The 24,022-nt window shown below is 69.7% G+C and carries 17 protein-coding genes and 1 pseudogene; 9 read left to right on the top strand and 9 right to left on the bottom strand.

What is annotated here, in order from left to right; genetic code table 11:
• Positions 1–5 precede the first annotated feature (5 nt).
• The 3 genes and pseudogenes from hisG to uvrA all read right to left on the bottom strand — a co-directional run.
• Positions 6–851 carry an ATP phosphoribosyltransferase gene (hisG, locus tag K340_RS0104185; RefSeq protein ID WP_029135788.1) on the bottom strand — a complete coding sequence of 282 codons (846 nt, stop codon included), beginning with the start codon at positions 849–851 and terminating at the stop codon, positions 6–8.
• Positions 852–966: 115 nt separating this feature from the next.
• Positions 967–1,230, bottom strand: coding sequence for a phosphoribosyl-ATP diphosphatase (locus K340_RS0104180; RefSeq protein ID WP_029135787.1), 264 nt, complete (start codon positions 1,228–1,230; stop codon positions 967–969).
• A gap of 333 nt (positions 1,231–1,563) precedes the next feature.
• Positions 1,564–4,402, bottom strand: a pseudogene (gene uvrA, locus K340_RS27385) (excinuclease ABC subunit UvrA); the annotation flags it as partial.
• A gap of 115 nt (positions 4,403–4,517) precedes the next feature.
• Between uvrA and K340_RS27380 the strand changes: the two are divergent.
• The 3 genes from K340_RS27380 to K340_RS0104160 are packed head-to-tail and all read left to right on the top strand — an operon-like array spanning position 4,518 to position 7,287.
• Positions 4,518–5,324 (top strand): maleylpyruvate isomerase family mycothiol-dependent enzyme, encoded by an 807-nt coding sequence (locus tag K340_RS27380; protein WP_051265033.1) that lies wholly within the window; start codon positions 4,518–4,520, stop codon positions 5,322–5,324.
• 15 nt (positions 5,325–5,339) lie between these two features.
• Positions 5,340–6,011 (top strand): MBL fold metallo-hydrolase, encoded by a 672-nt coding sequence (locus K340_RS0104165; protein WP_037362647.1) that lies wholly within the window; start codon positions 5,340–5,342, stop codon positions 6,009–6,011.
• A 52-nt stretch (positions 6,012–6,063) separates the two neighbouring features.
• Positions 6,064–7,287 (top strand): metal-dependent hydrolase family protein, encoded by a 1,224-nt coding sequence (locus K340_RS0104160; protein WP_029135785.1) that lies wholly within the window; start codon positions 6,064–6,066, stop codon positions 7,285–7,287.
• Between the two features lie 4 nt (positions 7,288–7,291).
• Here K340_RS0104160 and K340_RS0104155 read toward each other — a convergent pair whose 3' ends face one another.
• Positions 7,292–9,595, bottom strand: a complete 2,304-nt coding sequence (locus K340_RS0104155; protein ID WP_029135784.1) for an FdhF/YdeP family oxidoreductase — start codon at positions 9,593–9,595, stop codon at positions 7,292–7,294.
• A 377-nt stretch (positions 9,596–9,972) separates the two neighbouring features.
• Here K340_RS0104155 and K340_RS27375 point away from each other — a divergent pair, with 377 nt between their 5' ends.
• A complete protein-coding gene (locus K340_RS27375; protein ID WP_084614027.1) occupies positions 9,973–11,580 on the top strand; it encodes a DHA2 family efflux MFS transporter permease subunit in 1,608 nt (535 codons plus the stop codon).
• Positions 11,581–11,642: 62 nt separating this feature from the next.
• Here K340_RS27375 and K340_RS0104145 read toward each other — a convergent pair whose 3' ends face one another.
• Positions 11,643–13,595 carry a S9 family peptidase gene (locus tag K340_RS0104145; RefSeq protein ID WP_029135783.1) on the bottom strand — a complete coding sequence of 651 codons (1,953 nt, stop codon included), beginning with the start codon at positions 13,593–13,595 and terminating at the stop codon, positions 11,643–11,645.
• A gap of 54 nt (positions 13,596–13,649) precedes the next feature.
• On the opposite strand from K340_RS0104145, the gene K340_RS0104140 reads away from it, so the two are divergent.
• Genes K340_RS0104140 through K340_RS0104130 form a run of 3 tightly spaced genes read left to right on the top strand, consistent with a single transcriptional unit; the run spans position 13,650 to position 17,787 of the window.
• Entirely contained in the window at positions 13,650–16,658 is a 3,009-nt protein-coding gene (locus tag K340_RS0104140; RefSeq protein ID WP_037362806.1) for an alpha/beta fold hydrolase, read from the top strand.
• Positions 16,655–17,572 carry an ABC transporter permease gene (locus K340_RS0104135; protein WP_084614026.1) on the top strand — a complete coding sequence of 306 codons (918 nt, stop codon included), beginning with the start codon at positions 16,655–16,657 and terminating at the stop codon, positions 17,570–17,572. Before K340_RS0104140 ends, K340_RS0104135 begins: the two co-directional genes overlap by 4 nt.
• Before the next feature lie 23 nt (positions 17,573–17,595).
• Positions 17,596–17,787: a cytochrome c-type biogenesis protein gene (locus K340_RS0104130; protein WP_029135780.1), complete on the top strand. Its 192-nt coding sequence runs from the start codon at positions 17,596–17,598 to the stop codon at positions 17,785–17,787.
• A gap of 72 nt (positions 17,788–17,859) precedes the next feature.
• Here the strand turns inward: K340_RS0104130 and uvrB are convergent, their stop codons facing one another.
• A complete protein-coding gene (gene uvrB, locus K340_RS0104125) occupies positions 17,860–20,043 on the bottom strand; it encodes an excinuclease ABC subunit UvrB (protein WP_029135779.1) in 2,184 nt (727 codons plus the stop codon).
• Between the two features lie 88 nt (positions 20,044–20,131).
• Here uvrB and K340_RS33830 point away from each other — a divergent pair, with 88 nt between their 5' ends.
• A complete protein-coding gene (locus tag K340_RS33830) occupies positions 20,132–20,755 on the top strand; it encodes a VTT domain-containing protein (protein WP_051265031.1) in 624 nt (207 codons plus the stop codon).
• Positions 20,756–20,877: 122 nt separating this feature from the next.
• Here the strand turns inward: K340_RS33830 and coaE are convergent, their stop codons facing one another.
• Positions 20,878–21,828: a dephospho-CoA kinase gene (coaE, locus tag K340_RS0104115; RefSeq protein WP_161632050.1), complete on the bottom strand. Its 951-nt coding sequence runs from the start codon at positions 21,826–21,828 to the stop codon at positions 20,878–20,880.
• 143 nt (positions 21,829–21,971) lie between these two features.
• On the opposite strand from coaE, the gene K340_RS0104110 reads away from it, so the two are divergent.
• Positions 21,972–22,169 (top strand): hypothetical protein, encoded by a 198-nt coding sequence (locus K340_RS0104110; RefSeq protein ID WP_029135777.1) that lies wholly within the window; start codon positions 21,972–21,974, stop codon positions 22,167–22,169.
• A gap of 6 nt (positions 22,170–22,175) precedes the next feature.
• Here K340_RS0104110 and K340_RS0104105 read toward each other — a convergent pair whose 3' ends face one another.
• Positions 22,176–23,105 carry a 2-hydroxyacid dehydrogenase gene (locus tag K340_RS0104105; protein WP_029135776.1) on the bottom strand — a complete coding sequence of 310 codons (930 nt, stop codon included), beginning with the start codon at positions 23,103–23,105 and terminating at the stop codon, positions 22,176–22,178.
• A gap of 46 nt (positions 23,106–23,151) precedes the next feature.
• Positions 23,152–23,958: a hypothetical protein gene (locus K340_RS27365; RefSeq protein ID WP_154674065.1), complete on the bottom strand. Its 807-nt coding sequence runs from the start codon at positions 23,956–23,958 to the stop codon at positions 23,152–23,154.
• Between the last annotated feature and the right edge of the window lie 64 nt (positions 23,959–24,022).

Raw genomic sequence — 24,022 nt, 5'->3', positions numbered from 1 at the left:
TCACCTCAGAGGCGGCAGGACCGGATGTCGCTGGCCAGGATCGCCTTCGCCCCGAGTGCCGCCAGATCGTCCATCACCTGGTTGGAAGCGGAGCGTTTGACCATCGCCCGCACCGCCACCCATTCCGGATCGGCCATCGGCGACACCGTCGGCGACTCGAGCCCGGGGGTGATCTCGACGGCCGCGTCCAGCAGTCTTTTCGGACAGTCGTAGTCCAGCATCAGGTACTGGTTGGCGAACACCACGCCCTGCAACCGGTTCGCCAGTTGCCTGGCGGCCGGCGACACGTCGGCGTCCGCCCTGGCGATCAGTACCGCCTGGGACGCCAGGATGACGTCACCGAAGGCGGTCAGCCCGTTCTGCCGCAACGTCCGCCCGGAGCCGACGACGTCGGCGATCGCGTCGGCCAGGCCGAGTTGGATGGAGATCTCCACGGCGCCGTCCAACCTGATCACCTCGGCGGTGACACCGCGCCGCTGCAGGTCCGCCCGCACCAGGTGCGGATAGGCGCTGGCCACCCGCTTGCCGTCGAGGGCCTCGACGGTCCACTCGGTGCCGACCGGCGCGGCATAGCGGAAAGTCGAGTGGCCGAACCCGAGCTCGACCAGTTCGGTGACGCCGCCGACGGTGTCGGAGGCCAGATCACGCCCGGTGATGCCGAGGTCCAGCTCTCCGGAACCGACGTAGATGGCTATGTCCTTGGGGCGCAGAAAGAAGAACTCGACGTCGTTGTCCGGGTCGAGCACCGTGAGGTCGCGGGCCTCGGTGCGTTGGCGGTAGCCGGCCTCGAGCAGCATCTCGGCGGCCGGTGCGGACAGGGTCCCCTTGTTGGGGACGGCAACTCGCAGCATGGTGGTGACCTTCTATGGGGTTCGGCGCGGCTCGGCGAGCAGCGGCCGGGTGGGGAGCAGGACGGGGATGCTCACGGATCGGACCGCGCGGCGGCGATGCCACAGCGGCCCGACCCTACAGATGGTGGTAGACCTGCTCGAGCGGGATGCCGCGGCCGATCAGGATCACCTGGGCGCGGTACAGCAGCTGGGAGACCTCAAGGGCGAGTGCGTCATCGCTCTCGTGTTCGGCGGCGATCCAGACCTCGCCGGCCTCTTCCAGCAGCTTCTTGCCCTGGGCATGCACGCCGGCATCCAACGCCTCGACGGTGCCCGACCCTGCGGGTCGGCTGGTTGCCCGCTCGGTGAGCTCGGCGAACAGCTGGTCGAAGGTCTTCACAGTTGACCATTGTCCCAGGCATCCGATCGGGTCGGGCACCCGGCACCGGTCAACTCGCCGTCTTGCGCGCCGCCGCCCGAGACGTCCCGCCGGAGCCCGAGCGCCGCGCCGGCGCCTTCTTCGCCGCCTGCCCGTTGGTCGCGACCTGCCCGTTGGTCGCCGGCTTCCCGTTGCTTGCCGCCGTTCCGTTCGTGGTCGGCTTCGCCCCGGTCACCGGTTTTGCCCGGCCGGCCGCCTTCGCGCGGGCGGGTGCCTTCGTGGTGCTCTTGGCCTTCGTTCTGGCCCGGGGCGCAGTGGGCTTCCGGCCGGCGGACCGACCGGCCAGCACCGGCGCCAGGAACTGCCCGGTATAGGAGTCCGGATCGGCCGCGACCTGCTCGGGGGTGCCCTCGGCGATCACCGTTCCGCCGCCGGCGCCGCCCTCCGGGCCCATGTCGATGATGTGGTCGGCGGTCTTGATCACGTCCAGGTTGTGCTCGATCACCACTACGGTGTTCCCCTTGTCCACCAACCCGTTCAGCACCAGCAGCAGCTTCTCCACGTCGGCGAAGTGCAGGCCCGTGGTGGGTTCGTCGAGCACGTAAACGGTGCGGCCGGTCGAGCGCTTCTGCAGCTCGGAGGCCAGCTTCACCCGCTGCGCCTCGCCGCCGGAAAGGGTCGGCGCCGGCTGACCGAGCCGGACGTAGCCGAGCCCGACGTCCACCAGCGTCTTGAGGTAGCGGTGGATCGAGGTGATCGGCTCGAAGAACTCGGCGGCCTCCTCGATCGGGGTGTCGAGCACCTCGGCGATGTTCTTGCCCTTGTAGTGGACCTCAAGCGTCTCCCGGTTGTACCGGGCGCCGTGGCAGACCTCGCACGGTACGTAGATGTCCGGCAGGAAGTTCATCTCGATCTTCAGCGTGCCGTCGCCGGCGCAGGCCTCGCAGCGGCCGCCCTTGACGTTGAACGAGAACCGGCCCTGCTGGTAGCCGCGGACCTTCGCCTCGGTGGTGGAGGCGAACAGGGTGCGGATCTTGTCGAAGACCCCGGTGTAGGTGGCCGGGTTCGACCGCGGGGTGCGGCCGATCGGTGACTGGTCGACGCCCACCACCTTGTCCACCTCGTCGAGTCCGATGACCCTGGTGTGCCGACCGGGCACCAGCCGGGCACCGTTCACCCGGTTCGCCAGCACGGTGTACAGGATGTCGTTGACCAGCGACGATTTGCCGGACCCGGACACCCCGGTCACCGCGATCAGCTGACCCAACGGGAAGTCGACGGTGATGTCCCGCAGGTTGTGCTCGCGCGCACCGACGACCGTCAGCTTCCGTTTGCGGTCGGCCGGCCGGCGGATCAACGGGACGGCGATCTCCTTGCGGCCCGACAGGTAGGCGCCGGTGACGGATTCCTCGGACGCCTCCAGTTCGGCCACCGTCCCGGATACCACCACCTTGCCGCCGTGCTCGCCGGCACCGGGCCCGATGTCGACCACCCAGTCGGCGGTCCGGATGGTGTCCTCGTCGTGTTCCACCACGATCAGCGTGTTGCCGAGATCCCGCAGCCGGGTCAGCGTCTGGATCAGTCGGTGGTTGTCCCGCTGGTGCAGGCCGATGGACGGCTCGTCGAGTACATAGAGCACCCCGACCAGCCCGGACCCGATCTGGGTGGCCAGCCTGATCCGCTGGGCCTCGCCGCCGGACAGGGTGCCGGCGGCCCGATCCAACGAGAGGTAGTCGAGCCCGACGTCGAGCAGGAATCCGAGCCGGGCGTCCACCTCCTTGAGCACACGTTCGGCGATCATCCGGTCGCGTTCGTTCAGCACCAGTCCCGGGAAGAACTGGGCGGCGTCGCGCACCGAGAGCGCGGCCAGTTGGGCGATGTTCATCCCGCCGTGGGTGCGGTGCTCGAGGGTGACCGACAGGATCTCCGGTTTGAGCCGGGTGCCCTGGCACTCCGGGCACGGCACCTCCCGCATGTAGCCCTCGTACTTCTCCCTGGCGTAGTCCGAATCCGTCTGCGCCGCCCGGCGCTCCAGGAACGGGATGACGCCCTCGAACTCGGCGTAGTACGACCGCTGCCGGCCGTACCGGTTGCGGTAGGTGACGTGCACCTGGTCGGAGGACCCGTTCAGCACCGCCTTCTGCGCCTTGGCCGGCAGGCGTCCGAACGGCGTGTCCATCGAGAAGCCCATCGCGTCGGCCAGCCCGCCGAGCAGCCGGGTGAAGTACTCGCTGGTCTGTCCGGTGCTCCACGGTCGGACCGCGCCCTCGGCCAGCGACATCTCCGGATCGGAGATCACCAGGTCGGGGTCGACCTCCTTGCGGGTACCGAGCCCGGTGCAGACCGGGCAGGCGCCGAACGGCGAGTTGAACGAGAACGACCGCGGCTCCAGTTCGTCGATCGCCAGCGGGTGGTCGTTCGGGCAGGCCAACCGTTCGGAGAACCGGCGCTCGCGGTCTGGGTCGTCCTCGTCCAGGTCGACGAACTCCAGGATGAGCACGCCGTTCGCCAGCCGCAGACCGGTCTCCACCGAATCCGTGATCCGCTGCTTGGCACTCGCCGAGTTCACCAGCCGGTCGACCACCACCTCGATCGAGTGCCGTTCCTGCTTCTTCAGGGTGGGAGGCTCGGTGAGCCGGTACACCACGCCGTCGATCCGAGCCCGGGCGAACCCCTTGGACTGCAGGTCCTCGAGCAGGTCCGTGTACTCGCCCTTGCGCTCCCTGATCACCGGGGCGAGCACCTGGAAGCGGGTTCCTTCGTCCATCGACAGCACCCGGTCGACGATCTGCTGCGGCGTCTGCCTGGCGATCGGCTCACCACAGATCGGGCAGTGCGGGTGTCCGATCCGGGCGTACAGCAGACGCAGGTAGTCGTAGATCTCGGTGATCGTGCCGACCGTCGACCGCGGGTTGCGGGAGGTGGACTTCTGGTCGATCGACACCGCCGGGGACAGGCCCTCGATGAAGTCGACGTCCGGCTTCTCCAGCTGGCCGAGGAACTGCCGGGCGTAGGACGACAGCGACTCCACGTACCGGCGCTGCCCCTCGGCGAAAATGGTGTCGAACGCCAGCGACGACTTCCCCGATCCGGACAGACCGGTGAAAACCACTAGGGATTGCCGCGGCAACGACACGTCGACGTTGCGCAGATTGTGTTCGCGGGCGCCCCGCACGATCAGCTGTTCGGTCACGATGAACCATGCTAGGCGGCGGCACCGACAGTGCTCTGCCGAGCGAGCGGGCTCACACCATCCGGGTGGGGTCGATGGTGCACGATGGACCAGTGAGCGAGCGACGGGCGGACCAGTGAGCGAGCGGCGGCGAGCGGCTGTCGGCGCCAGCCCGGACTCCCCCGACCCGACCGCGGCGGCCGATCCGGAGCACCTCCGGGAACGGGCGACGGTACTTCGGGCCGCGGACGCGGAGCTCAGGGCGGCCATCGCCGGCCTCGACCCGGCCGTCGTCCGCGGGCCGTCGCGGCTGCCGGACTGGTCGGTTGGACATGTGCTCAGCCATTTGTCCCGCAATGCCGACGGGCTCGGCAACCTCCTGCAGTGGGCCGCCACCGGGATCGAGACACCGATGTACGCCTCGACCCAGGCGCGCGACGCGGACGTCGAGGCCGGCGCCCGGCGTGACCCGGCGGAGATCCTGGACGACTACGTCGTCAGCTCCGATCGGTTCCTGACTGCCGTCGACACCCTGCCCGCGGCTGCCTGGTCGACGCAGGTGCGGACCAGGACCGGTGGGCCGATCCCGGCCGCCGTCGTGCTCGACCACCGGATCTGCGAGCTGTTCCTGCATCATCACGACCTGGGCATCGACGGCGGGCTGACGGAGCTGACGAACCAGCAGGCAACTGCCCTGCTGTCCGGTCTGCAGCGCACCTACGTGCGCACCCACGACGTACCGGCCATCGCCCTGCTGCCGATCGACGGCGACCGGATCGACATCGGCCCGGTGGCGGCCGACCCCGCGACGGCCGACCCCGCGACGGCCGACCCGGTGACGGTGACCGGAACCGCGGCCGCGCTCGCCGGCTGGCTGACCGGCCGCACCGACGGCGCCGAGCTGATCTTCGACGGACCCCGACCGACCCTCCCCTCCTGGTGAAAGGTGCACAGAACCATGCAGCTGGCGTATTCCGGACATGTCGAACCGGGTGGCCCGTCCGCCACCCGGGAACTGCCGGCGATCACCATCACCAAGATGTCCGTCGGCCCGATGGACAACAACGCCTACCTGCTGGTCTGCCGGACCACCGGTGACGCGCTGCTGATCGACGCCGCGGCCGACAGCGAGCGCATCCTCGACGAGCTCGGCGACGGGCCGGACCGGCCGCGGCTGCGCAGCATCGTCACCACCCACCGACATCGCGATCACTGGCAGGCGCTGCCGGCGGTGGCCGGGGTGACCGGGGCCAACCTGTACGCCGGCGCGCCGGATGCCGACGAGCTACCGGTCCCCACCGATGTCCCGCTCGACCAGGGCGGCACGGTTCCGCTCGGCGACAGCGTGCTCGAGGTGATCGCGCTGCGCGGCCACACCCCGGGCTCGGTCGCGCTGCTGTACCGCGACCCGCAGGGCAGCGCCCACCTGTTCACCGGCGACTCGCTGTTCCCGGGCGGCCCCGGTAAGACGGGCTCGCCGGAGGACTTCACCTCGCTGATGGACGACCTGCAGCAGCGGGTTTTCGATGTGTTGCCGGATGACACCTGGGTCTATCCGGGTCACGGTGACGACACCGTCCTCGGCAGCGAGCGCCCGCACCTCGCAGAATGGCGCGAGCGCGGCTGGTGACTCGGCCGGGCCGGACCGCGGCGGCAGCCGGCCACCACCTAAGGTCGGACGAATGACACGCATCCTGTTCCACGGCGGAACCCTGTTCGACGGCACCGTTTCCGAGCCGAGCACTGGCGACCTGGTGGTGGAGAACGGCCGGATCGTCGACGTCGGTACCGGGCTGGACGGTGACGAGTCGGTCGATTGCAGCGGAAAGTGGCTGTCCCCCGGCTTTTTCGACTCGCACGTGCACGTCACGATGGACGGCTTCGACGTGCTGCGCCAGCTGACCTCGCCGTTCAGCCTGTCGTTCTATCTGGCCGCGCAGAACCTCAAGAAGACGCTGGACATCGGGATCACCTCGATCCGCGACGCCGGCGGCGCCGACCTCGGCATCAAGGAGGCCGTTGACCGCGGAATGATTCCCGGGCCACGGATGCAGATCGCCATCAGCATGCTCTCGCAGACCGGCGGTCACGGCGACGACTGGGAAGCCTGCGGGGTGAACGTGCCGTTGTTCGTGCCGCACCCTGGACGGCCGAACACGGTGGTCGACGGGCCGGACGAGGTGCGCAAGAAGGTCCGCGAGCTGATCCGCAACGGCGCCGACGTGATCAAGGTGGCCACCTCCGGCGGCGTGCTGTCGGCCCGCGACGACCCGCGGCACGCCCACTTCCGGGACGCCGAGATCGCCGTGATGGTCGAGGAAGCGACCGCGGCCGGCATCTTCGTGATGTCGCACGCCCAGGCCACCGATGGCATCAAGGCGGCCATCCGCAACGGCGTCCGATCCATCGAACACGGCATCTACCTGGACGACGAGGCGATCGAGATGATGCTGCGGGCCGGCACCTGGCTGGTGCCGACGCTGCACGCACCCCGGGCCGTCGTCGCCGCCGCGGCCGCCGGCGCCTCGATTCCACAATCGTCGGTGGACAAGGCGAAGATGGTCGCCGCGGCCCATGACGACAGCGTCCGCAGGGCGCACGCCGCCGGGGTGAAGATCGCCATGGGCACCGATTGCGGGGTCGGTCCGCACGGATCGAACCTGGACGAGTTGCGGTACCTCACGGACACCGGGCTGACGCCGCTGGAAGCGTTGCACGCCACCACGTCCAGCGCCGCCGAGCTGTTCGGGGTGGACGGTGATCGCGGCCGGCTGGCGCCGGGGCAGCGCGCCGATCTGGTGCTGTTGGACTGCGACCCGCAGGACATCGACAACCTGGCCGGCCGGGTGCGCGGCGTCTATCTGGACGGCGCCCTGGTCTCCACCGGTGCGGCGACCGTCGGCTGATTCGTCAGACCCGCGGTGTCGTGGCGCGTTCCAAGCGCAGGATGATCGCCTTCGACGTCGGCGTGTTGCTGCGTTCGGCGACACTGTCCAGCGGGACCAGCCCGTTCGCCTCCGGGAAGTAGGCGGCCGCGCAGCCGCGGGCGGTCGGGAAGGCCACCACCCGGAAGTCGCGGACCACCCGGTCGACCCCGTCCGTCCACTCGCCGTGCAGGTCGACGGCTTCGCCGTCGGCGAAGCCGAGTTCGGCGAGGTCGTCGGGATTGACGAACACCACCCGGCGCCCGCGGTGGATGCCGCGGTAGCGATCGTTGAGCCCGTAGATGGTGGTGTTGAACTGATCGTGCGATCGCACGGTCTGCAGCAGCAGCCGCCCAGGGGGCACCACGATCGGTTCCAGCTGGTTGACGGTCAGCCGCGCCGACCCGTTCACTGTCGGGAACCGGCGTTCGTCCCGCGGTGGATGCGGCAGCACGAAACCGCCTTCCCAGCGCACCTTCTCGTTGTAGCCGTCGCAGCCGGGGACGGTGCGCGAGATGTGCTCGCGGATGCTGTCGTAGTCGCGTTCGAAGCCGGCCCAGTCCACGTCGACCCGGTCGCCCAGCGTGGCCGCCGCCAGCCGGCTGACGATCGCCACCTCGGACAGCAGCCCGTCGGCCACCGGCGGTACCGCACCGTGCGAGGCGTGCACGGCGCACACGGAATCCTCGACGGTGACGAACTGCGGACCCGACGCCTGCAGATCCATCTCGGTCCGGCCGAGGGTCGGCAGGATGATGGCCCGCTCGCCCACCACCCCGTGCGAACGGTTCAGCTTCGTGGAAACCTGCACCGAGAGCTTGGTTCGGCGGATCGCCGCCTCGGCGACGGTCGTGTCCGAGACCGCGGACACCAGGTTGCCGCCGAGCGCGAACAGCACCTTGACCTCGCCGTCCCGCATCCGGCGGATCGACTCGACCACGTCGAAGCCGTGCTTGCGGGGCGGCTCGAAGCCGAACTCCGTCTGCAGCGCGTCCAGGAACGAGTCGGGCATCTGCTCCCAGATGCCCATCGTCCGGTCGCCCTGCACATTGCTGTGCCCGCGGATCGGCGACGCGCCCGCGCCCGGCTTGCCGATGTTCCCGCGGAGCAGCAGCAGGTTGAGGATCTCCCGGATGGTGTCGACCGCCTTGCGGTGCTGGGTCAGCCCCATCGCCCAGGTGACGATCACTCTGCGCGCCTTGAGGTAGCGGTCCGCGAGTTCGTCGATCTCGGCGGGTCGCAGCCCGGTGGCGATCAGCACCTGCTCGTCGTCCAGATTCCTGATGTGGTCGGCGAACTCGGTGAATCCGGTGCAGTGCTCGGCCAGGAACTCGTGGTCGAGTGCGTTGCCGTAGGCGTCCTCGGCCTCCAGCACCCGCTTGCACAGCGCCTGCATCAGCGCCAGGTCGCCGCCGAGCCGGATCTGCAGGAACTGATCGGCCAGTTGGGTGCCGCGCCCGACCACCCCGCTGGGCCGCTGCGGATTCTTGAACCGCAGCAACCCCGCCTCCGGCAACGGGTTGACCGCCACGATCGAGGCGCCCTCCCGCTTGGCCTCCTCGAGCGTGGTGAGCATCCGCGGATGGTTGGTGCCCGGGTTCTGGCCCATGATGATGATCAGGTCGGCCAACGCGAAATCGTTATAGGAGACAGTGGATTTGCCGACGCCGATGGAGTCGGCCATCGCCACCCCGGTCGACTCGTGGCACATGTTCGAGCAGTCCGGCAGGTTGTTCGTGCCGAACGCCCTGACGAACAACTGGTAGGCATAGGCGGCCTCGTTGCTGGCCCGGCCGCTGGTGTAGAACGTCGCCTGGTCCGGCGAGTCGAGACCGTTCAACTCGTCGGCGATGATCTCGAACGCGGCGTCCCAGCCGATGGGCGTGTAGTGGTCGGAGTCGGCGCTCTTGTACACCGGCTGGGTCAGCCGGCCCTGCTGGCCGAGCCAGTACTCGCTACGGCCGGCCAGGTCGTCGACCGGGTGCTCGGCCCAGAACTCCGCCGGCACCAACAGCGGATCAGCTTCCCAGGACACCGCCTTCGCGCCGTTCTCGCAGAACTCGGCCACCTTGCGGTGCGGCGGGTCCGGCCAGGCGCAGCTCATGCAGTCGAACCCGTCCTTCTGGTTCATTGCGGAGAGCGTCTTCAGGCTGCGCCGGGGGCCCATCTCACGGAGCGCATGTTGCAAGGCGACCGCGACACCGGGGACGCCCGCTGCCCAGGTCTTCGGCGGCGTGACCTCGATGCCGCTGTCGCCCGGATCGGTGGATGGGCGCTGCCGGTCAGCCATCGGTCGTCTCCACCGACCGAGTATAGGTTCGCCGTGTCTGCGGGCGCCGGTCGCCCGCTGTCGGCCAGGTCGCCCGGGCCAGTCGCCCGACCGGCCTCCGGGCGGCGCCAGGGACCCTGACCGGCCTCGGGGTTCACCCCGATATTCGGTGACGAAGCTGAGTAACCGGTCACACCCGGGTGATAATTCCTTCGTTCGGCAGTCTTACCTTCCAGTACGATTCCAGCGTCCCGGCATCGACCCGTTGCGTTCGGGAATCACCCAGCTACCTCGACCGGTCAGCACCAGTGTCGGTGCCCGACGGTACGTTCGGACACGGCCGATTCAGGCCCGGTTCCCTCCTCAATGCCCCACCCGCACCAATCGAAAGTGACCTGATGACCACCACCTCCGACCCGCAGAACACGGGACCGTCGCTCGACAAGAGTGCCGCGACCGGCGGCGCGACCCGCGCGCCCAAGGACAAGCTCGACGCCAGGGTGCTGAAGATCGCCGGCGTCGTGGTGATCGGCTCGATCATGGCCATCCTCGACATGACCGTCGTCGGGGTCGCGCAGAACACCTTCCAGGCCACCTGGGGCGCCAGCCCGGCGCTCGCCGCCTGGACCATCACCGCCTACACGCTGGCGTTGGCCGCGGTGATCCCGGTGACCGGCTGGGCCGCCGACCGGTTCGGCACCAAGCGGCTGTACCTGATCTCGATCCTGCTGTTCGTCGGCGGCTCGGTGCTCTGCGCCACTGCCTGGGACATCGGCCCGCTGATCGTCTTCCGGGCCATCCAGGGCCTCGGCGGCGGCATGCTGATGCCGCTGGGCATGACCATCCTGACCAAGGCGGCCGGCCCGGAGCGGGTCGGCCGGGTGATGGCCGTGCTGGGCATCCCGATGCTGCTCGGCCCGATCGGTGGCCCGATCCTGGGCGGCTGGCTGATCGACGCGGTCAGCTGGCACTGGATCTTCCTGATCAACCTGCCGATCGGCGTGATCGGCCTGGTCTACGCGGCGCTGGTGCTGCCCAAGGACAACCCGACGCCGTCCGAGTCGTTCGACGTGCTCGGCTTCGCCCTGCTGTCCCCCGGCCTGGCCGCGTTCCTGTTCGGCGTCTCGTCCATCCCGGAGGCCGGCACCATCGCCTCGCCCAAGGTGCTGATCTGGTCGATCGCCGGCCTGGTCCTCATCGTCGCATTCGTGCTGCACGCACTCCGCAAGACCGACGCACTGATCGACCTGCACCTGTTCAAGAACCGTCAGCTGACCTTCGCGATTCTCACCATGGCGATGTTCGCGATCGCCTTCTTCGGCGCGATGTTCATCTTCCCGCAGTACTTCATCGGCGTGCGCGGCGAGACCCCGATGACCGCGGGGCTGCTCGGTGCCCCGATGGGCATCGGCGCCATGCTGACCATGCCGCTGGCCGGCGCGCTGACCGACAAGTTCGGTCCCGGGAAGTTCGTGATGACCGGCCTGGTACTGATCGTCATCGGCCTGATCCCGATGACCATGTTGGGCGTCGACACCTCTTACTGGGTCACCTCGGGCGCGTTCTTCGTGATGGGCCTCGGCATGGGCATGACGATGATGCCCACCATGACGGCGGCGCTGAAGACGTTGCGGGACCATCAGATCGCCCGTGGTTCGACGCTGACGAACATCACCCAGCAGGTGGCGGCGTCGATCGGTACCGCGGTGATCTCGGTGCTGTTGACGAACTTCCTCAAGAAGGACCCGACCGCCGGCCTGGCGATCCTGTCCAACGCGGATCCGGTCAACGGCCCGGCGATGCTGGATGCGGTCGCGCAGCAGCAGGGAGTCCCGGCGGACGCCCTGCAACTGCACGGGCTGACGGTCGCCGCCGACGCCTTCGGTTCGACGTCGCTGATCGCGCTGATCCTGGTGGCACTGACGCTGATCCCGGCGTTCTTCCTGCCCCGCAAGCGGCAGGAGTCGACCGTCGACCCGGCCGCAGCAGCCGCGATGATGCACTGACCTCATCACCCCACGCGAAAACGCCCGGCCGAGACTCGGCCGGGCGTTTTCGCGTCCCTGGGTTATTTCTCGACCGGCAGGTACCGCTGCCACCAGTCCAGGATCGCCTCGAACCGCTGCTGACGGTGCTGCGGCCGGCCGCTGCGGGACAGCTCGTGCCCCTCGCCGGGGAACAGCAGCATCTCGGTCTCGGCGCCGCGCAGCTTCAGCGCGGTGAACAGCCGCTGCCCCTGCTCCAACGGGCAGCGCCAGTCCTGCTCCGAATGAATGATCAACAGTGGCAGGTCGATCTTGTCGGCGTGGGCCAACGGCGACCGATCCCATTGGGTGTCGCGATCGACGCCGACGTAGGCCTCGGCGAAGAAGTGGCCGATGTCGCTGGCGCCGGAGAACGAGTCCCAGGCGTTCACCGCGCGTTCGGAGATCCCGGCGACGAACCGGTCGCCGGCGTGCGATGACAGCCAGCTGGTCATGAAACCGCCGTAGGAGCCGCCCATCACCCCGACCCGCTTCCCGTCCAGATCGGCACGCTGCAACGCCACATCCAGCACCGCGAGCACATCGTCGACGTCGACCGTGCCCATCGCCTTGACCACCGCCCGGCCGTGCCGCTGGCCGTAGCCGGCGGAGCCACGCGGGTTGCCCATCACCACTGCGTAGCCCGCGCCGGCGTACACCTGCGCCTCGTCGAACAGCGACCAGCCGTACGCGGCGTGCGGCCCGCCGTGCACGTTCAGCAGCACGGGATGCGGGCCGTCACCGGCGGGCAGCACCAGCCACCCGTGCACCGGGTAACCGTCGGGCGACTGTCCGGTCAGTTCGACCACCTCGCCGAGCCCGGTGTCCCGGAGCCCGCTCCCGAGGTCGGTGACGGTCCGCTCGTTCGCCGTGGCCGGGCCGTCGACCAGCTCGGCGGTGACGATCTCGGCGAACGAGGTCGGATCGCCGACCACCGCCGCGATCCGACCGCCCACCGGGTCGACGTCGAACCCGCGCACCACCCGGTGGCCGCCGATCAGCAGTGGCAGTTCGTCCTGCGTCAGCCCCTCGGCGTCCAGCGGGACCGCGCGCAGCTCGACCGCTCCGCGGGTGACCACGCCGACCGCGATGAACGACCCGGCGGCCCGCGGCTCGGTGGAATCCACCAGCACGGTCTCCTCGTCGGTCAGCCGGCGCGGCGACCCGCCGCCCACCGGGACCGACCAGAGGCCGGTGTTGCGTCCGGGAAAGTCGTTGCCGGAGAACGCATCCGCAAAGAAGTACAGCGTGTCGTCCAGCACCAGCGCGGCCTCGACGCTGCCGAGTCCGGTGACGATCCTCTCGGCCTCCTCCGGCGCGGCCGGGCCGGCGGCCGGGATGCTCACCAGCTCGCTGGTGATGTCGTCCGGCCCGGTGGCCCGTGAGTAGACGATCCGGGTGCCGTCACCGGTGAACAGCGGGCGGCCGGCGCCGCGCGGTTCGGCGGTCAGCGCGACCGGCGCCGCGTCCTCGGCGCTCGGGTCGTGGTCGGAATCGATGACGAAGACCTGCGACGGCTTGTCCAACACGAAACCGAGACCGTCCCGGCGGTAGGACATCGAGGTGAACCGCCGCGGTGCCTCGGCGTCAGCGGAGACCTTCTCGTCGGTCCCGTACCGTCCCGCCTCGGGTACGGCTGCGAGATAAGCGATCCGGGTGCCGTCCGGCGCGAAGGTGGCCGAACCGGCCCCGAGCTTGTGATCGGTGAGCCGGCGGGCCTCGCCGCCGTCGACCGGGATCGCGAACAGTTGCGGAGGCCCGGACTCGCCGGCCCTGGCGAAGACCACCGTGCGGCGGTCGGGCGACAGCACCGGATCGCTGTCCTTGGGGCCCGCGGTGAAGTCGCGACGACCGCCGTCAGGCTCGATCAGCACCAGATTCGAGTGCGTCAGGTTCTTGTCCAGGTCCGGGTGCGACACCGCGACGAGCACCCGGCCGCCGTCGAGCAGGACCGGCCGGCCGGCCGAGAACATTAAGGGAAGATCAGCAGGTTGCATCCATCGAACCTATCGCGCCGCCCGCCCGGCCCGCCGTGCTGGCAGGCTGTGGAGATGCGCGCACTGTTGGGGAGCCGGCTGCGACGATGGACGGCGCTCGTTGTGGCCGTTCTGATCGTCGCAGCAGCCGCTGTCATCTTCTGGCCGAGGAGCACCGAGACACCGGTCGCCACCAGGGATCTCACCCTGCCAGGGGCCAAGGCACCGTGGGATGCGGCGCCGGTGCAACTGGACTCGACGCTGTACCTGCCGACGGCGACGCCGGCCCCGGCGGTGATCTTGGCGCACGGGTTCGGCGGCTCGAAGGCTTCGGTGGTGGACGATGCGCAGCGGTTGGCCAGGGCCGGATTCGTCGTTCTGGCCTATTCGGCCCGCGGCTTCGGTAACTCCACCGGCACCATTTCGCTGGATTCGCTCGACGCCGAGATTCCTGACGCCAGGGCGCTGGTGGACTATCTCGCCACCCTCCCCGAGGTTCGGCAGGACAAGCCGGGTGACCCACGGGTCGGGGTGACCGGCGGCTCCTACGGCGGGGCGCTGTCGTTGATGCTGGCCGGCACCGATCCGCGCATCGACGCCGTGGTGCCGGTGATCACCTGGAACAGCCTGCAGGCGGCGCTGTTCCCGAATTCGGCCGAGGTCGGCGCCACCGGCCAGGGCTCCGACGGTGCTGCCGGGCCGAAGACTCCGGCGGAGGTCACCGCCGGCGCCGACGGGGTGTTCAAGAAGTACTGGACCGCCTCACTGGTCAGCTCGGTGGTGCTGGGCGGTGCCCTCGGCAACACGGCCCAGGTCGACGTCGGTCCCGGCGGCATCGGTGGTGGGTCCCAGGGCGGGTCCGGCGCAGCGACTACCGGCGACCCGAACGGCGGCGATTCAGGTACCGGAGCCGCTACGGTGCCGTCCGACCGGGACCCCGGCTGCGGCCGGTTGCGGCTGGAGGTCTGCGCCGCCTACGCCAGGGCCGCCGACACCGGGCGGATCGACGACGCCCTGACGAAGTTGCTCACCCGGTCCAGCCCGTCCGAGGTGGCCGGCGCGATCACCGCGCCGACGTTGTTGGTGCAGGGCGAGCAGGACACCCTGTTCCCGCTCGACCAGGCGGACGCCAATGCCCGGGCGATTGCTGCCAACGGCACAACGGTGGCCGTCGACTGGTACCGCGGCGGCCACGACGGCGGCGCTCCAGATCCGGAGACCGAGGACCGGATCACCGGCTGGTTGCAGCACTATCTGGCCGGCACCGGGCCGGTTCCGTCCGCTGCGTTCCGCTACTCCGTCGACGGCGGGGTGACGGACAACGGCCGGCCCCGGACCAGGGTGCTGCAGGCCGACGCCTACCCGGGAATCGCCGGCGCTCCTGCCGTCCGGCGGACCGCCGTTCAACTGCAGGGCGCCGACCAGTTGGTGCTGAATCCGGCCGGCGGCACCCCGGCGGCAATCTCCTCGCTCCCCGGGCTGAGCCAGGCGTCCGGCGGCCTGAGCTCGCTGCTCACCTCCGCCCTGCCCGGACAGAGCGCCACCTTTAGCTCGGCACCGTTCGACCGGCTGGCCGTGGTGACCGGCAGTGCCAGGGTGCGGGTCACGGTGAGCGCGCTGCCGAGCGTCACCACGACCGCCGGCAGCGCGCAGGCAGCGACCGGACCGGTGCTGTTCGCCGCTATCGGCTCCCGGAACTCCGCCGGCACCGTCACCATGGGCCGCAGCGCTGTGGCCCCGATCAGGCTGCCGGCGTCGGCCGCCGAGGGCGACACGACGGTGACCGTCGACCTGCCCGCCGTCGCGCTGCAGGTTGCCGCCGGCGACCAGTTGATCGTCAGGTTCACGACCACCGACCAGGCGTACGCCGGACCGACCTCAGCCGCCGCCTACCGGATCTCCGGAGTGACGTCGGTATCGGTGCCGGAGGCGAACGGGGTTCGGGTCTCGGCCGGTGAGGTCCCGATCGGCACCCTGATCGCGCTGATCGCGCTGGCGGTGCTGGCCACGGTCGGGCTGTGGATCGCCGGCCGGCTCCGGCACCGCCCGCGGCCGGCGCCGCAGGCCGCGGCTGCCTCGGGCGAGGCCGGACCGGATGGCGGACCGGATGCCGCGGCGGACGGGACACCGGACCCAGCCGAGTTGGATGCACCGGTGCTGCCGCTGACCATCCGGAACCTGTCGAAGAGCTACCCCGGCGGCGTGCACGCCGTCCAGGACGTGTCCTTCGAGGTTCGGCCGGGACAGGTACTCGGTCTGCTCGGCCCGAACGGCGCCGGCAAGACCACCACCCTGCGCATGGTGATGGGGCTGATCCGGCCGAGCAGCGGGGAGATCGCGGTGTTCGGCACCAACGTCGGACCCGGCGCCGAGATCCTGTCCAGGATCGGCAGTTTCGTCGAGGGCTCGGGCTTCCTGCCGCACCTGTCAGGGACGGCGAACCTGCTGAACTATTGGCGGGCGACCGGCCGGCCGATGGCCGATGCGCACCTGGACGACGTACTGGCCATCGCCGGACTCGGCACCGCGGTCCGCCGTCGGGTGAAGACCTATTCCCAGGGGATGCGGCAGCGGTTGGCGATCGCCCAGGCGATGCTGGGCCTGCCCGATCTGCTGTTGCTCGACGAGCCGACCAACGGACTCGACCCACCGCAGATCCACGCGATGCGGGAGGTCCTGCGACGGTACGCGGGCACCGGCCGGACCGTGCTGGTGTCCAGTCACCTGTTGTCCGAGGTGGAGCAGACCTGCAGCCACGTGGTGGTGATCAATCAGGGCCGGACCATTGCCGCCGGCCGGGTGTCGGAACTGATTGCCACCTCGGGCGAGATGTCCTTCACCGTCGACGATCCGCCGGCCGCGGCCGCCGTGCTGACGGCGATCGACGGCGTCGGCGAGATCGAAGTGCTCGGCGACACCCTGCAGGTCGATCTCGGCCGGACCAGTCCGGCCGCGGCGATCGCCGCCTTGGTCGCGGCGAACATCGCGGTGTCGTCTGCCGCCCCGCGGAACCGCCTCGAGGACGTCTTCCTCGACCTGGTCGGCGCGACCGGAACCGGCCCGCAGCAAGGAGATCCAGCATGAGTCCGGTACACCACGACCAATCGGCCGACGCCGCGGTACAGGTGATGCGGAGCCTGCCGCCACCGAAGCCGGTGACCGACAGCGGCCTGCCCCCGGGATTCAACGCGTCCCGGACGCTGCCGGTACGGGTCGAGCTGGGCCGGCAGTTCGGTCGCCGGCGGACCCAGCTGGTGCTCGGATTCATGGTGGCGCTGCCGATCATCCTGGCGATCGCCTTCGCATTCGACACGGGTGACGATGGCGGGACCTCGTTCGTCGACATGGCGCAGCACAGCGCCACCAATTTCGCCCTCACCACCCAGTTCTTCTCTGCCACCTTCCTGCTGGTCGTGGTGGTGTCGCTGTTCTTCGGCGACACCGTGGCCAGCGAGGCGTCGTGGTCGTCGCTGCGCTACCTGCTGGCAATGCCGGTCCCGCGGATCAGGTTGCTGCGGCAGAAGTTCGTGGTGGCGGGGTTGATGTCGCTGCTCGCGCTGGTGGTGCTGACCGCCGCGGCCTGGATTCTCGGCGCCGTGCTGTACGGCACCGGATCGGTGTCCACCCCGACCGGCGAATCGTTCACCGGCTGGGGCGCCATCGGGCGGCTCGGCATCATCGTGCTGTACCTGGCCGTGAGTCTGATCTGGGTGGCCGGACTGGCTTTTCTGCTCAGCGTGTCCACCGACGCGCCGCTCGGCGCGGTCGGCGGTGCTGTACTGCTGGCCATCCTGTCGCAGATCCTGGACCAGATCGACGCGTTGGGCGGCATCCGCGACTGGCTGCCGACCCACTACTCGTTCGCCTGGACCGGGGCGATGGTCGACCCGATCCGCTGGGACGACATGGTCCGCGGCGGGTTCTCCAGTCTGTGTTACGCGGTCCTGTTCACCGGTCTGGCGTTCTGGCGGTTCTCCCGCAAGGACATCACCAGCTGATCCCGACCTGATGGAGGTTCCCCATGCGCAGCGTGTGGCTTGTTGTCGGTGGCGTGCTGGTGGCGTTGATCGGCCTGCTGTTCACCCTGCAGGGCGTCGGTGTGGTGAAGGGCAGCCCGATGACCGGCACCACCTTGTGGTCGATCCTCGGGCCGATCATCATCGTGGTCGGGCTGGTGATTCTTGCTCTCGGCGCCCGACGCCGCCGTGGCTGATTTGGGTGCCCGCTCGACACCCGAACACGTCGACGTGTTGCAGCCGATCCCTGAACGGCTGCCGACAGTGCGTCAGACCGGGGAGCGTTCGACGCCGGCCGCGTCCATCTGCCTGATCTCCTTCTTCAGCTCGGCGATCTCGTCGCGGAGCCGGCCGGCCAGCTCGAACTGCAGGTCTCGGGCGGCACTCATCATCTGTTCGGTGAGTTGGTGCACCAGGTCGGCCATCTCGGAACGCGCCATGCCGACGGTCGAGTGCCCGGCGTACACCCCGGAGCTGGATCCCGGCGCGCCTTGGGCGCGGCGGCCGCGGGAGGCCGAGCGGCCCGATCCGGCCGGCCCCACCTTGCCGCCGGCCTCGTCCTCGAGCGAGTTCTCCGCCTCGGCGTAGACCCGCGCCAGGATGTCGTTGACCTTCTTCCGCAGCGGCTGCGGGTCGACACCCTTTTCGGTGTTGTAGGCGACCTGCTTCTCCCGCCGCCGGTTGGTCTCCTCGATCGCATGTTGCATCGACGGCGTCAACCGGTCCGCGTACATGTGCACCTGCCCGTTGACGTTGCGGGCGGCCCGGCCGATGGTCTGGATCAGCGACCGGGACGACCGCAGGAAGCCCTCCTTGTCGGCGTCCAGGATCGACACCAGCGACACCTCCGGCAGGTCGAGCCCCTCCCGCAGCAGGTTGATGCCGATCAGCACGTCGTACTCGCCGAGCCGCAGCTCCCGCAGCAACTCCACCCGGCGGAGGGTGTCGACCTCGGAGTGCAGGTAGCGCACCCTGATGCCCTGCTCCAGCAGGTAGTCGGTGAGGTCCTCGGCCATCTTCTTGGTCAGCGTGGTGACCAGTACCCGTTCGTCCCGATCGGCCCGCTCCCTGATCTCGCCGAGCAGGTCGTCGATCTGGCCCTTGGTCGGCTTGACCACCACTTCGGGATCGACCAGGCCGGTCGGCCGGATGACCTGCTCGACGAACTCGCCGTGCGTCCGGCCCATCTCGTAGTCGCCCGGCGTTGCCGAAAGGTAGACGGTCTGCCCGATCCGGGCGTCGAACTCCTCCCAGGTCAGCGGGCGGTTGTCCAGCGCCGACGGCAGCCGGAAGCCGTGCTCCACCAGGGTGCGCTTGCGGGAGGCGTCGCCCTCGTGCATCGCGCCGATCTGCGGCACGGTGACGTGCGATTCGTCCAGCACGATCAGGAAGTCTTCCGGGAAGTAGTCCAGCAGCGTGGCCGGCGCCGACCCAGCCGGTCGGTCGTCGATGTGCCGGGAGTAATTCTCGATGCCGTTGCAGAAGCCGACCTGCCGCATCATCTCGATGTCGTAGGCGGTCCGCATCCGCAGTCGCTGCGACTCCAGCAGCTTGCCCTGCTTGTCCAGCTCGGCGAGCCGCTCCTGGAGCTCGGCCTCGATCGAGGAGATCGCCTTCTCCATCCGCCCCGGGCCGGCGACGTAATGGGTCGCCGGGAAGATCCGTAGCTCGTCGACCTGCCGGACGATGTCTCCGGTGAGCGGATGCAGGTAGTACAGGCTCTCGATCTCGTCGCCGAAGAACTCGATCCGGACCGCGAGCTCCTCGTAGGCCGGAATGATCTCCACGGTGTCGCCGCGCACCCGGAAGCTGCCGCGGGTGAACGCCAGATCGTTGCGCGAGTACTGGATGTCGACCAGCGCCCTGAGCAGCTGGTCCCGCTCCACCCGGTCGCCGACCGCCACCGGGATGGACCGGTCCAGGTACGACTGCGGGGTGCCCAAGCCGTAGATGCAGGACACCGAGGCGACGACGATCACGTCGCGGCGGCTGAGCAGCGACATGGTCGCGGAGTGCCGGAGCCGCTCCACGTCGCTGTTCACCGACGAGTCCTTCTCGATGTAGGTATCCGTCTGCGGGACGTAGGCCTCGGGTTGGTAGTAATCGTAGTACGAGACGAAGTACTCGACGGCGTTCTCCGGGAACAATTCGCGCAGCTCGTTCGCCAACTGGGCGGCCAGCGTCTTGTTCGGCGCCATCACCAGGGTGGGTCGTTGCAGCTTCTCGATCAACCAGGCGGTGGTCGCAGACTTACCGGTGCCGGTCGCTCCCAACAGCACGACATCGCGCTCGCCCTCGGCGAGCCGTTGTTCGAGTTCGGCGATCGCCTGCGGTTGGTCGCCGGCCGGCTGGTAGTCGCTGACCACCTTGAAGGCGCCGCCGGTACGGGGGATCTCGCCGACCGGCCGGTGCTCGGAGACGGCGATGACGGGATGCTCGGTTGCGAAGGCCACCCATCAAGGCTACGACGGAGCACCGACAGAGGGTCGTCGGCGACCGGCTGCCGGTAGCCTTCGGGGCTGACGAGAAGGGCGGTGACGGGTGTACGGCTGGGTGATCGACGCGGTCACCGGCTTCGTGCATTCTCCGTGGCTGCTGGTGGTGGTCCTCGCCGTGCTGATCGGCGGGGCGTTCCTGCCCGGACTGCCGGGCGGCACCACCCTGCTGACCGCCACCGCGGCCACCGCGCCCGACTGGCGATCCACAGCGGCGGTGGCCGTCACGGCGTTCGCCGGTGCGCTGATCGGCGACCTGATCGGTCATGCCCTCGGCCGCCACTACGGGACCCGACTGCTGGCCCATCGCCGGCTGCGCCGCCTCCGCCGGCCGGTGCTACGGGCCAGGACGGCGATGCGACGTCACCCGACGCCGGTGCTGGCCGGTGGACGGTTCCTGCCCGGCGGCCGGCTGACGAGTGTGCTGGCAGCGGGGATCAGCCGGGTCCGGCTGGCCAGGATGCTCGCCGTCACCGTCCCGGTGGCCGCGGTCTGGACGGCCTGGATGACGGCCCTCGGTGTGCTGGGCAGCGCGGTGGCCGGCAACCATGTGCTCGGTGGGCCGGCCGCGGCGCTCACCATCTCGGCGGTGACGACGGTCGCGGTGGTCGGCGTCGGCGCGATCATCGCGCGCCGGTCAAGGGGCAGCGCCCTGGATCAACCGGCCTGAGCGACCGTCACCCACCCACCGCTCGCCAGCCCTCCAGCCTCCAGCGCTCTGCTGCTGCCGCTCGCCACGTCACCGCCGCTACCGCTCTGCCCCGCTCTGCGGGGCACAGTGGTAGCGACCGACTAGTCCCCCGGGTCGCGCCCCGCCGATCGATCCCTCACCCTCAAGTAGAGGTTAAGATTCCGCCCCGGGTCGGCGCTGCCGAAGCGCCACACCGCCCCCTGGTGGCCGGCCGCGATCGGCGGAAAGCCGGCGTCGGCCAACACCGGGCGGAATCGGTCGAGATCGGCCGGATCGTCCAGCAAGACCGTCATGCTCAGTGCTCCGTCGACGGACGCGGTCGACAGCTCGGGAGCCCGTCCCCCGCAGGCCGCAGACACCCTGGCGGCCGTCATCGCCGTGGCCTCCAGTTCGGTCATGCCCCTGACATCCGGGCTGGTCCGATGCGCGGCCGGCGCTCCGGCCCGCCGCTGCGCGGCGAAGGTCGTCACCCGGGTCCAGAGCGCGTCGATGGCCTGCTCCAGATCCTGCACCGGCCCTGAGTTGTCGATCCAGACGTCCGCCAGCCGACGCCGCTCGACATCGGAGATCTGTGCCGCGATCCGCGACCTGGCGTCCGGCTCGGTGTGCCCCCTGGCGATCAACCGCCGCACCCTGATCTCCTCGTCCGCGACACCGACGCCGATCACCAGGTGATAGCGGGCGGCCTCCGGCATCGCCCTGATCAGCGGGATGTCGTTGACGGCGATCGCGTCCGCCGGCACCGCGGCGATCCGCTCGGCCGCCAGCGCCCTGACCAGCGGATGGGTGATCGCCTCGAGCCGGACCAGCGCGGCCGGGTCGGCGAACACGATCCGGCCCAGCGCGCCCCGATCCAGGCTCCCGTCCGGGGTCAGTACGCCGCGACCGAAGGCCTCGGTCACCGCCGTCAGCCCGGTCGTTCCGGGCGCCACCACGTCGCGCGCCAGCCGGTCGGCGTCGATCACCACGCCGCCGCGGGCGGCCAACCCGGCCGACACCGTCGACTTACCGGCGCCGATGCCGCCGGTCACCGCGACGATCAGTGCCGTCACCGGGGCTCCGATCGAGGAGGTCGAGTCACTTCCGTCACACGAGGTCGATTCCGACACACCGATACACCTCCCCAGGTCACCGCCTGTTGTCACCTAGCGTCGTAGTTGTCACTATCGGACCATCGCACTCACCAGGAGGACCCGTGCGCAGCACCATTCTCGGCCAGGGTCGTCATCGGCTCGGCCTCCCGGGCCTGGTTCCGGTGCGGCATTTCGTCACGGTCACCCAGCGCAACTTCTTCGCGCGGCTGTTCGGCTTCGGCGCCCGCCCCGGCCGTCACCACCTGGTCGATGGAGCAACGGATCGCGCGGTACCCGCCCTGCAGGCCGCCGCCGCCTGACGCAGGTCATTCGCCACCCGTCAGCACCACATTGCTCAACCCGTCGCCGGCCGCGTAGCCGGCGAGTTCGCGGCGTAGCAGCGCCAGGGCGCGGGGCTCGAAGGCAGTACTGGCTCCGCCCACGTGCGGGCTGATCAGCACTCCGGGAGTCGACCACAGCGGATGGCCGTCCGGCAGCGGCTCGGGATCGGTCACGTCCAGCGCGGCCAGCAGCCGACCGGCGGCGCATTCCCGTTGCAGGGCATCGGTATCAACCACAGCACCGCGGGCCACATTGACGACCAGCGCACCCTCGGGGAGCGCGCCGAGGAAGCGCCCGTCGACCAGCCTTCGGGTGCTGTCGGTCAACGGAACAATGAGGATCACCACGTCGTGCTCCGGCAGCAGCTCGGGCAGATCGTCAATGCCGTGCACCCGGCTGACGAGGTCGTCACCGTGCCGTGGCCGACTCGCCACCGCAGTGAGCGAGACCTCGAACGTCGACAGCCGCCGGGCCACCGCCCGGCCGATCGCCCCGTAGCCGACCAGCAGCACCCGACGATCGGCCAGCGACGGCCGGCCGGCCAGCCGCTGCCAACTCCCGGCCAGCTGGCCCTTGACCATCTCCGGCACACCGCGCAGCGCGGCGAGGGTCAGGGTGAGCGCCAGCTCGGCGGTCGAGGTGTCGTGCACCCCGGCTCCGTTGGCCAGCTGGACGCCGGCCGGCAAATACTCGACGGCCTGCTCGTACCCCGCCGTGAGCAGTTGCACGGCCCGCAGTCCTGGCAGCTCGGCCAGCACCGTCAACCGCTGCGAGCTACCCATGTACGGCGGAACGACGATCTCGATATCCGGATCCGGCGGCGTCCCGGTGAGGTCCCACAGCACCGGACGCAGGCCGGGAACGTCGGCGAGCGCGTCGACCCATGTCTGTTTCGGAATCGAGGCGACGACCATGACTGCAACCTATCGACCGGGTCGGGTGCGGCCGCGGGCAGGCCGGTCAGTTGGCGCTCTTGAGCACCCTGGCCAGCGCGAGATCGGCGAGTTTGGTCAGCTGGGCCGGCTGGTCACCATCGAGGAAGCCGGCCGGGACGGCAATGGCCAGGGTCCAGTCCCCGTACTGCATCTGGATCAGTCCACCATCCCGGAGCAGCACGTGGGCCGGCTGGCCGCCGACGGTCGTCTCCGAGGCCTTCGCACCGAGATCCGTCTCGGCCTGCACGGTCACCTTGACCTGTTGGGCGGCGTCCGCCGCCGAGTCGTACTTCGTCAGCCGCAGGCTGACCTTCTGCTGACCGTCCTTGACGCCGTACAGGCACCGGATCGAGCCGGTCGAGCCGATCTTGGGATTCGCCACGTCCTTGATCCGCGAGCCGGCCGCCGGGATGGTGTTGCCGGTGACCTTCTTGACGTCATTCGGGGACAGCAGGGCACTGCAGTCCACGGTCAACGGGTCCACCTTGGCCGTGGTCTTGGCGGTAGCAGCGGAGGTGGACGGCTTGGCCTTGGTCGTGCTGGCGGCCGCCGTGGTCTTCGATGCCGTTCCGGTGGCGCTGCCGGCCGCCGGGGTACCGCTGCCGCTCACCGCGCCGCTGCCGGTGGCGTCGGCACTGCCGGAGGCGGTGGGCGCTCCCACCGTGATGGAACCGGTCGGGCTGCTGGTCCCGGCAGCTCCGCTGGACGAGGTGAAGGTCTGGGTCAGCGTCACCGTGCGCTTGGCACCGGTGCTCGAACCGCAACCGCTGAGAATGAGTCCGAGAACGAGGGCGGGCACGAACACCCGCACGGCAGAAACTGAACGTCGCATGCCTTTCACCGTACTGAAAGCGACCCTGGCGACCCCGGCAACCCGCCGAGGCACCAGGCGCGAG

The sequence above is a fragment of the Nakamurella lactea DSM 19367 genome (assembly GCF_000426645.1).
GTDB classification, from domain to species: Bacteria; Actinomycetota; Actinomycetes; order Mycobacteriales; family Nakamurellaceae; genus Nakamurella; species Nakamurella lactea.
Note: the sequence above shows the minus strand (reverse complement) of the source record. Positions and strands in the feature narration are given on the sequence as shown.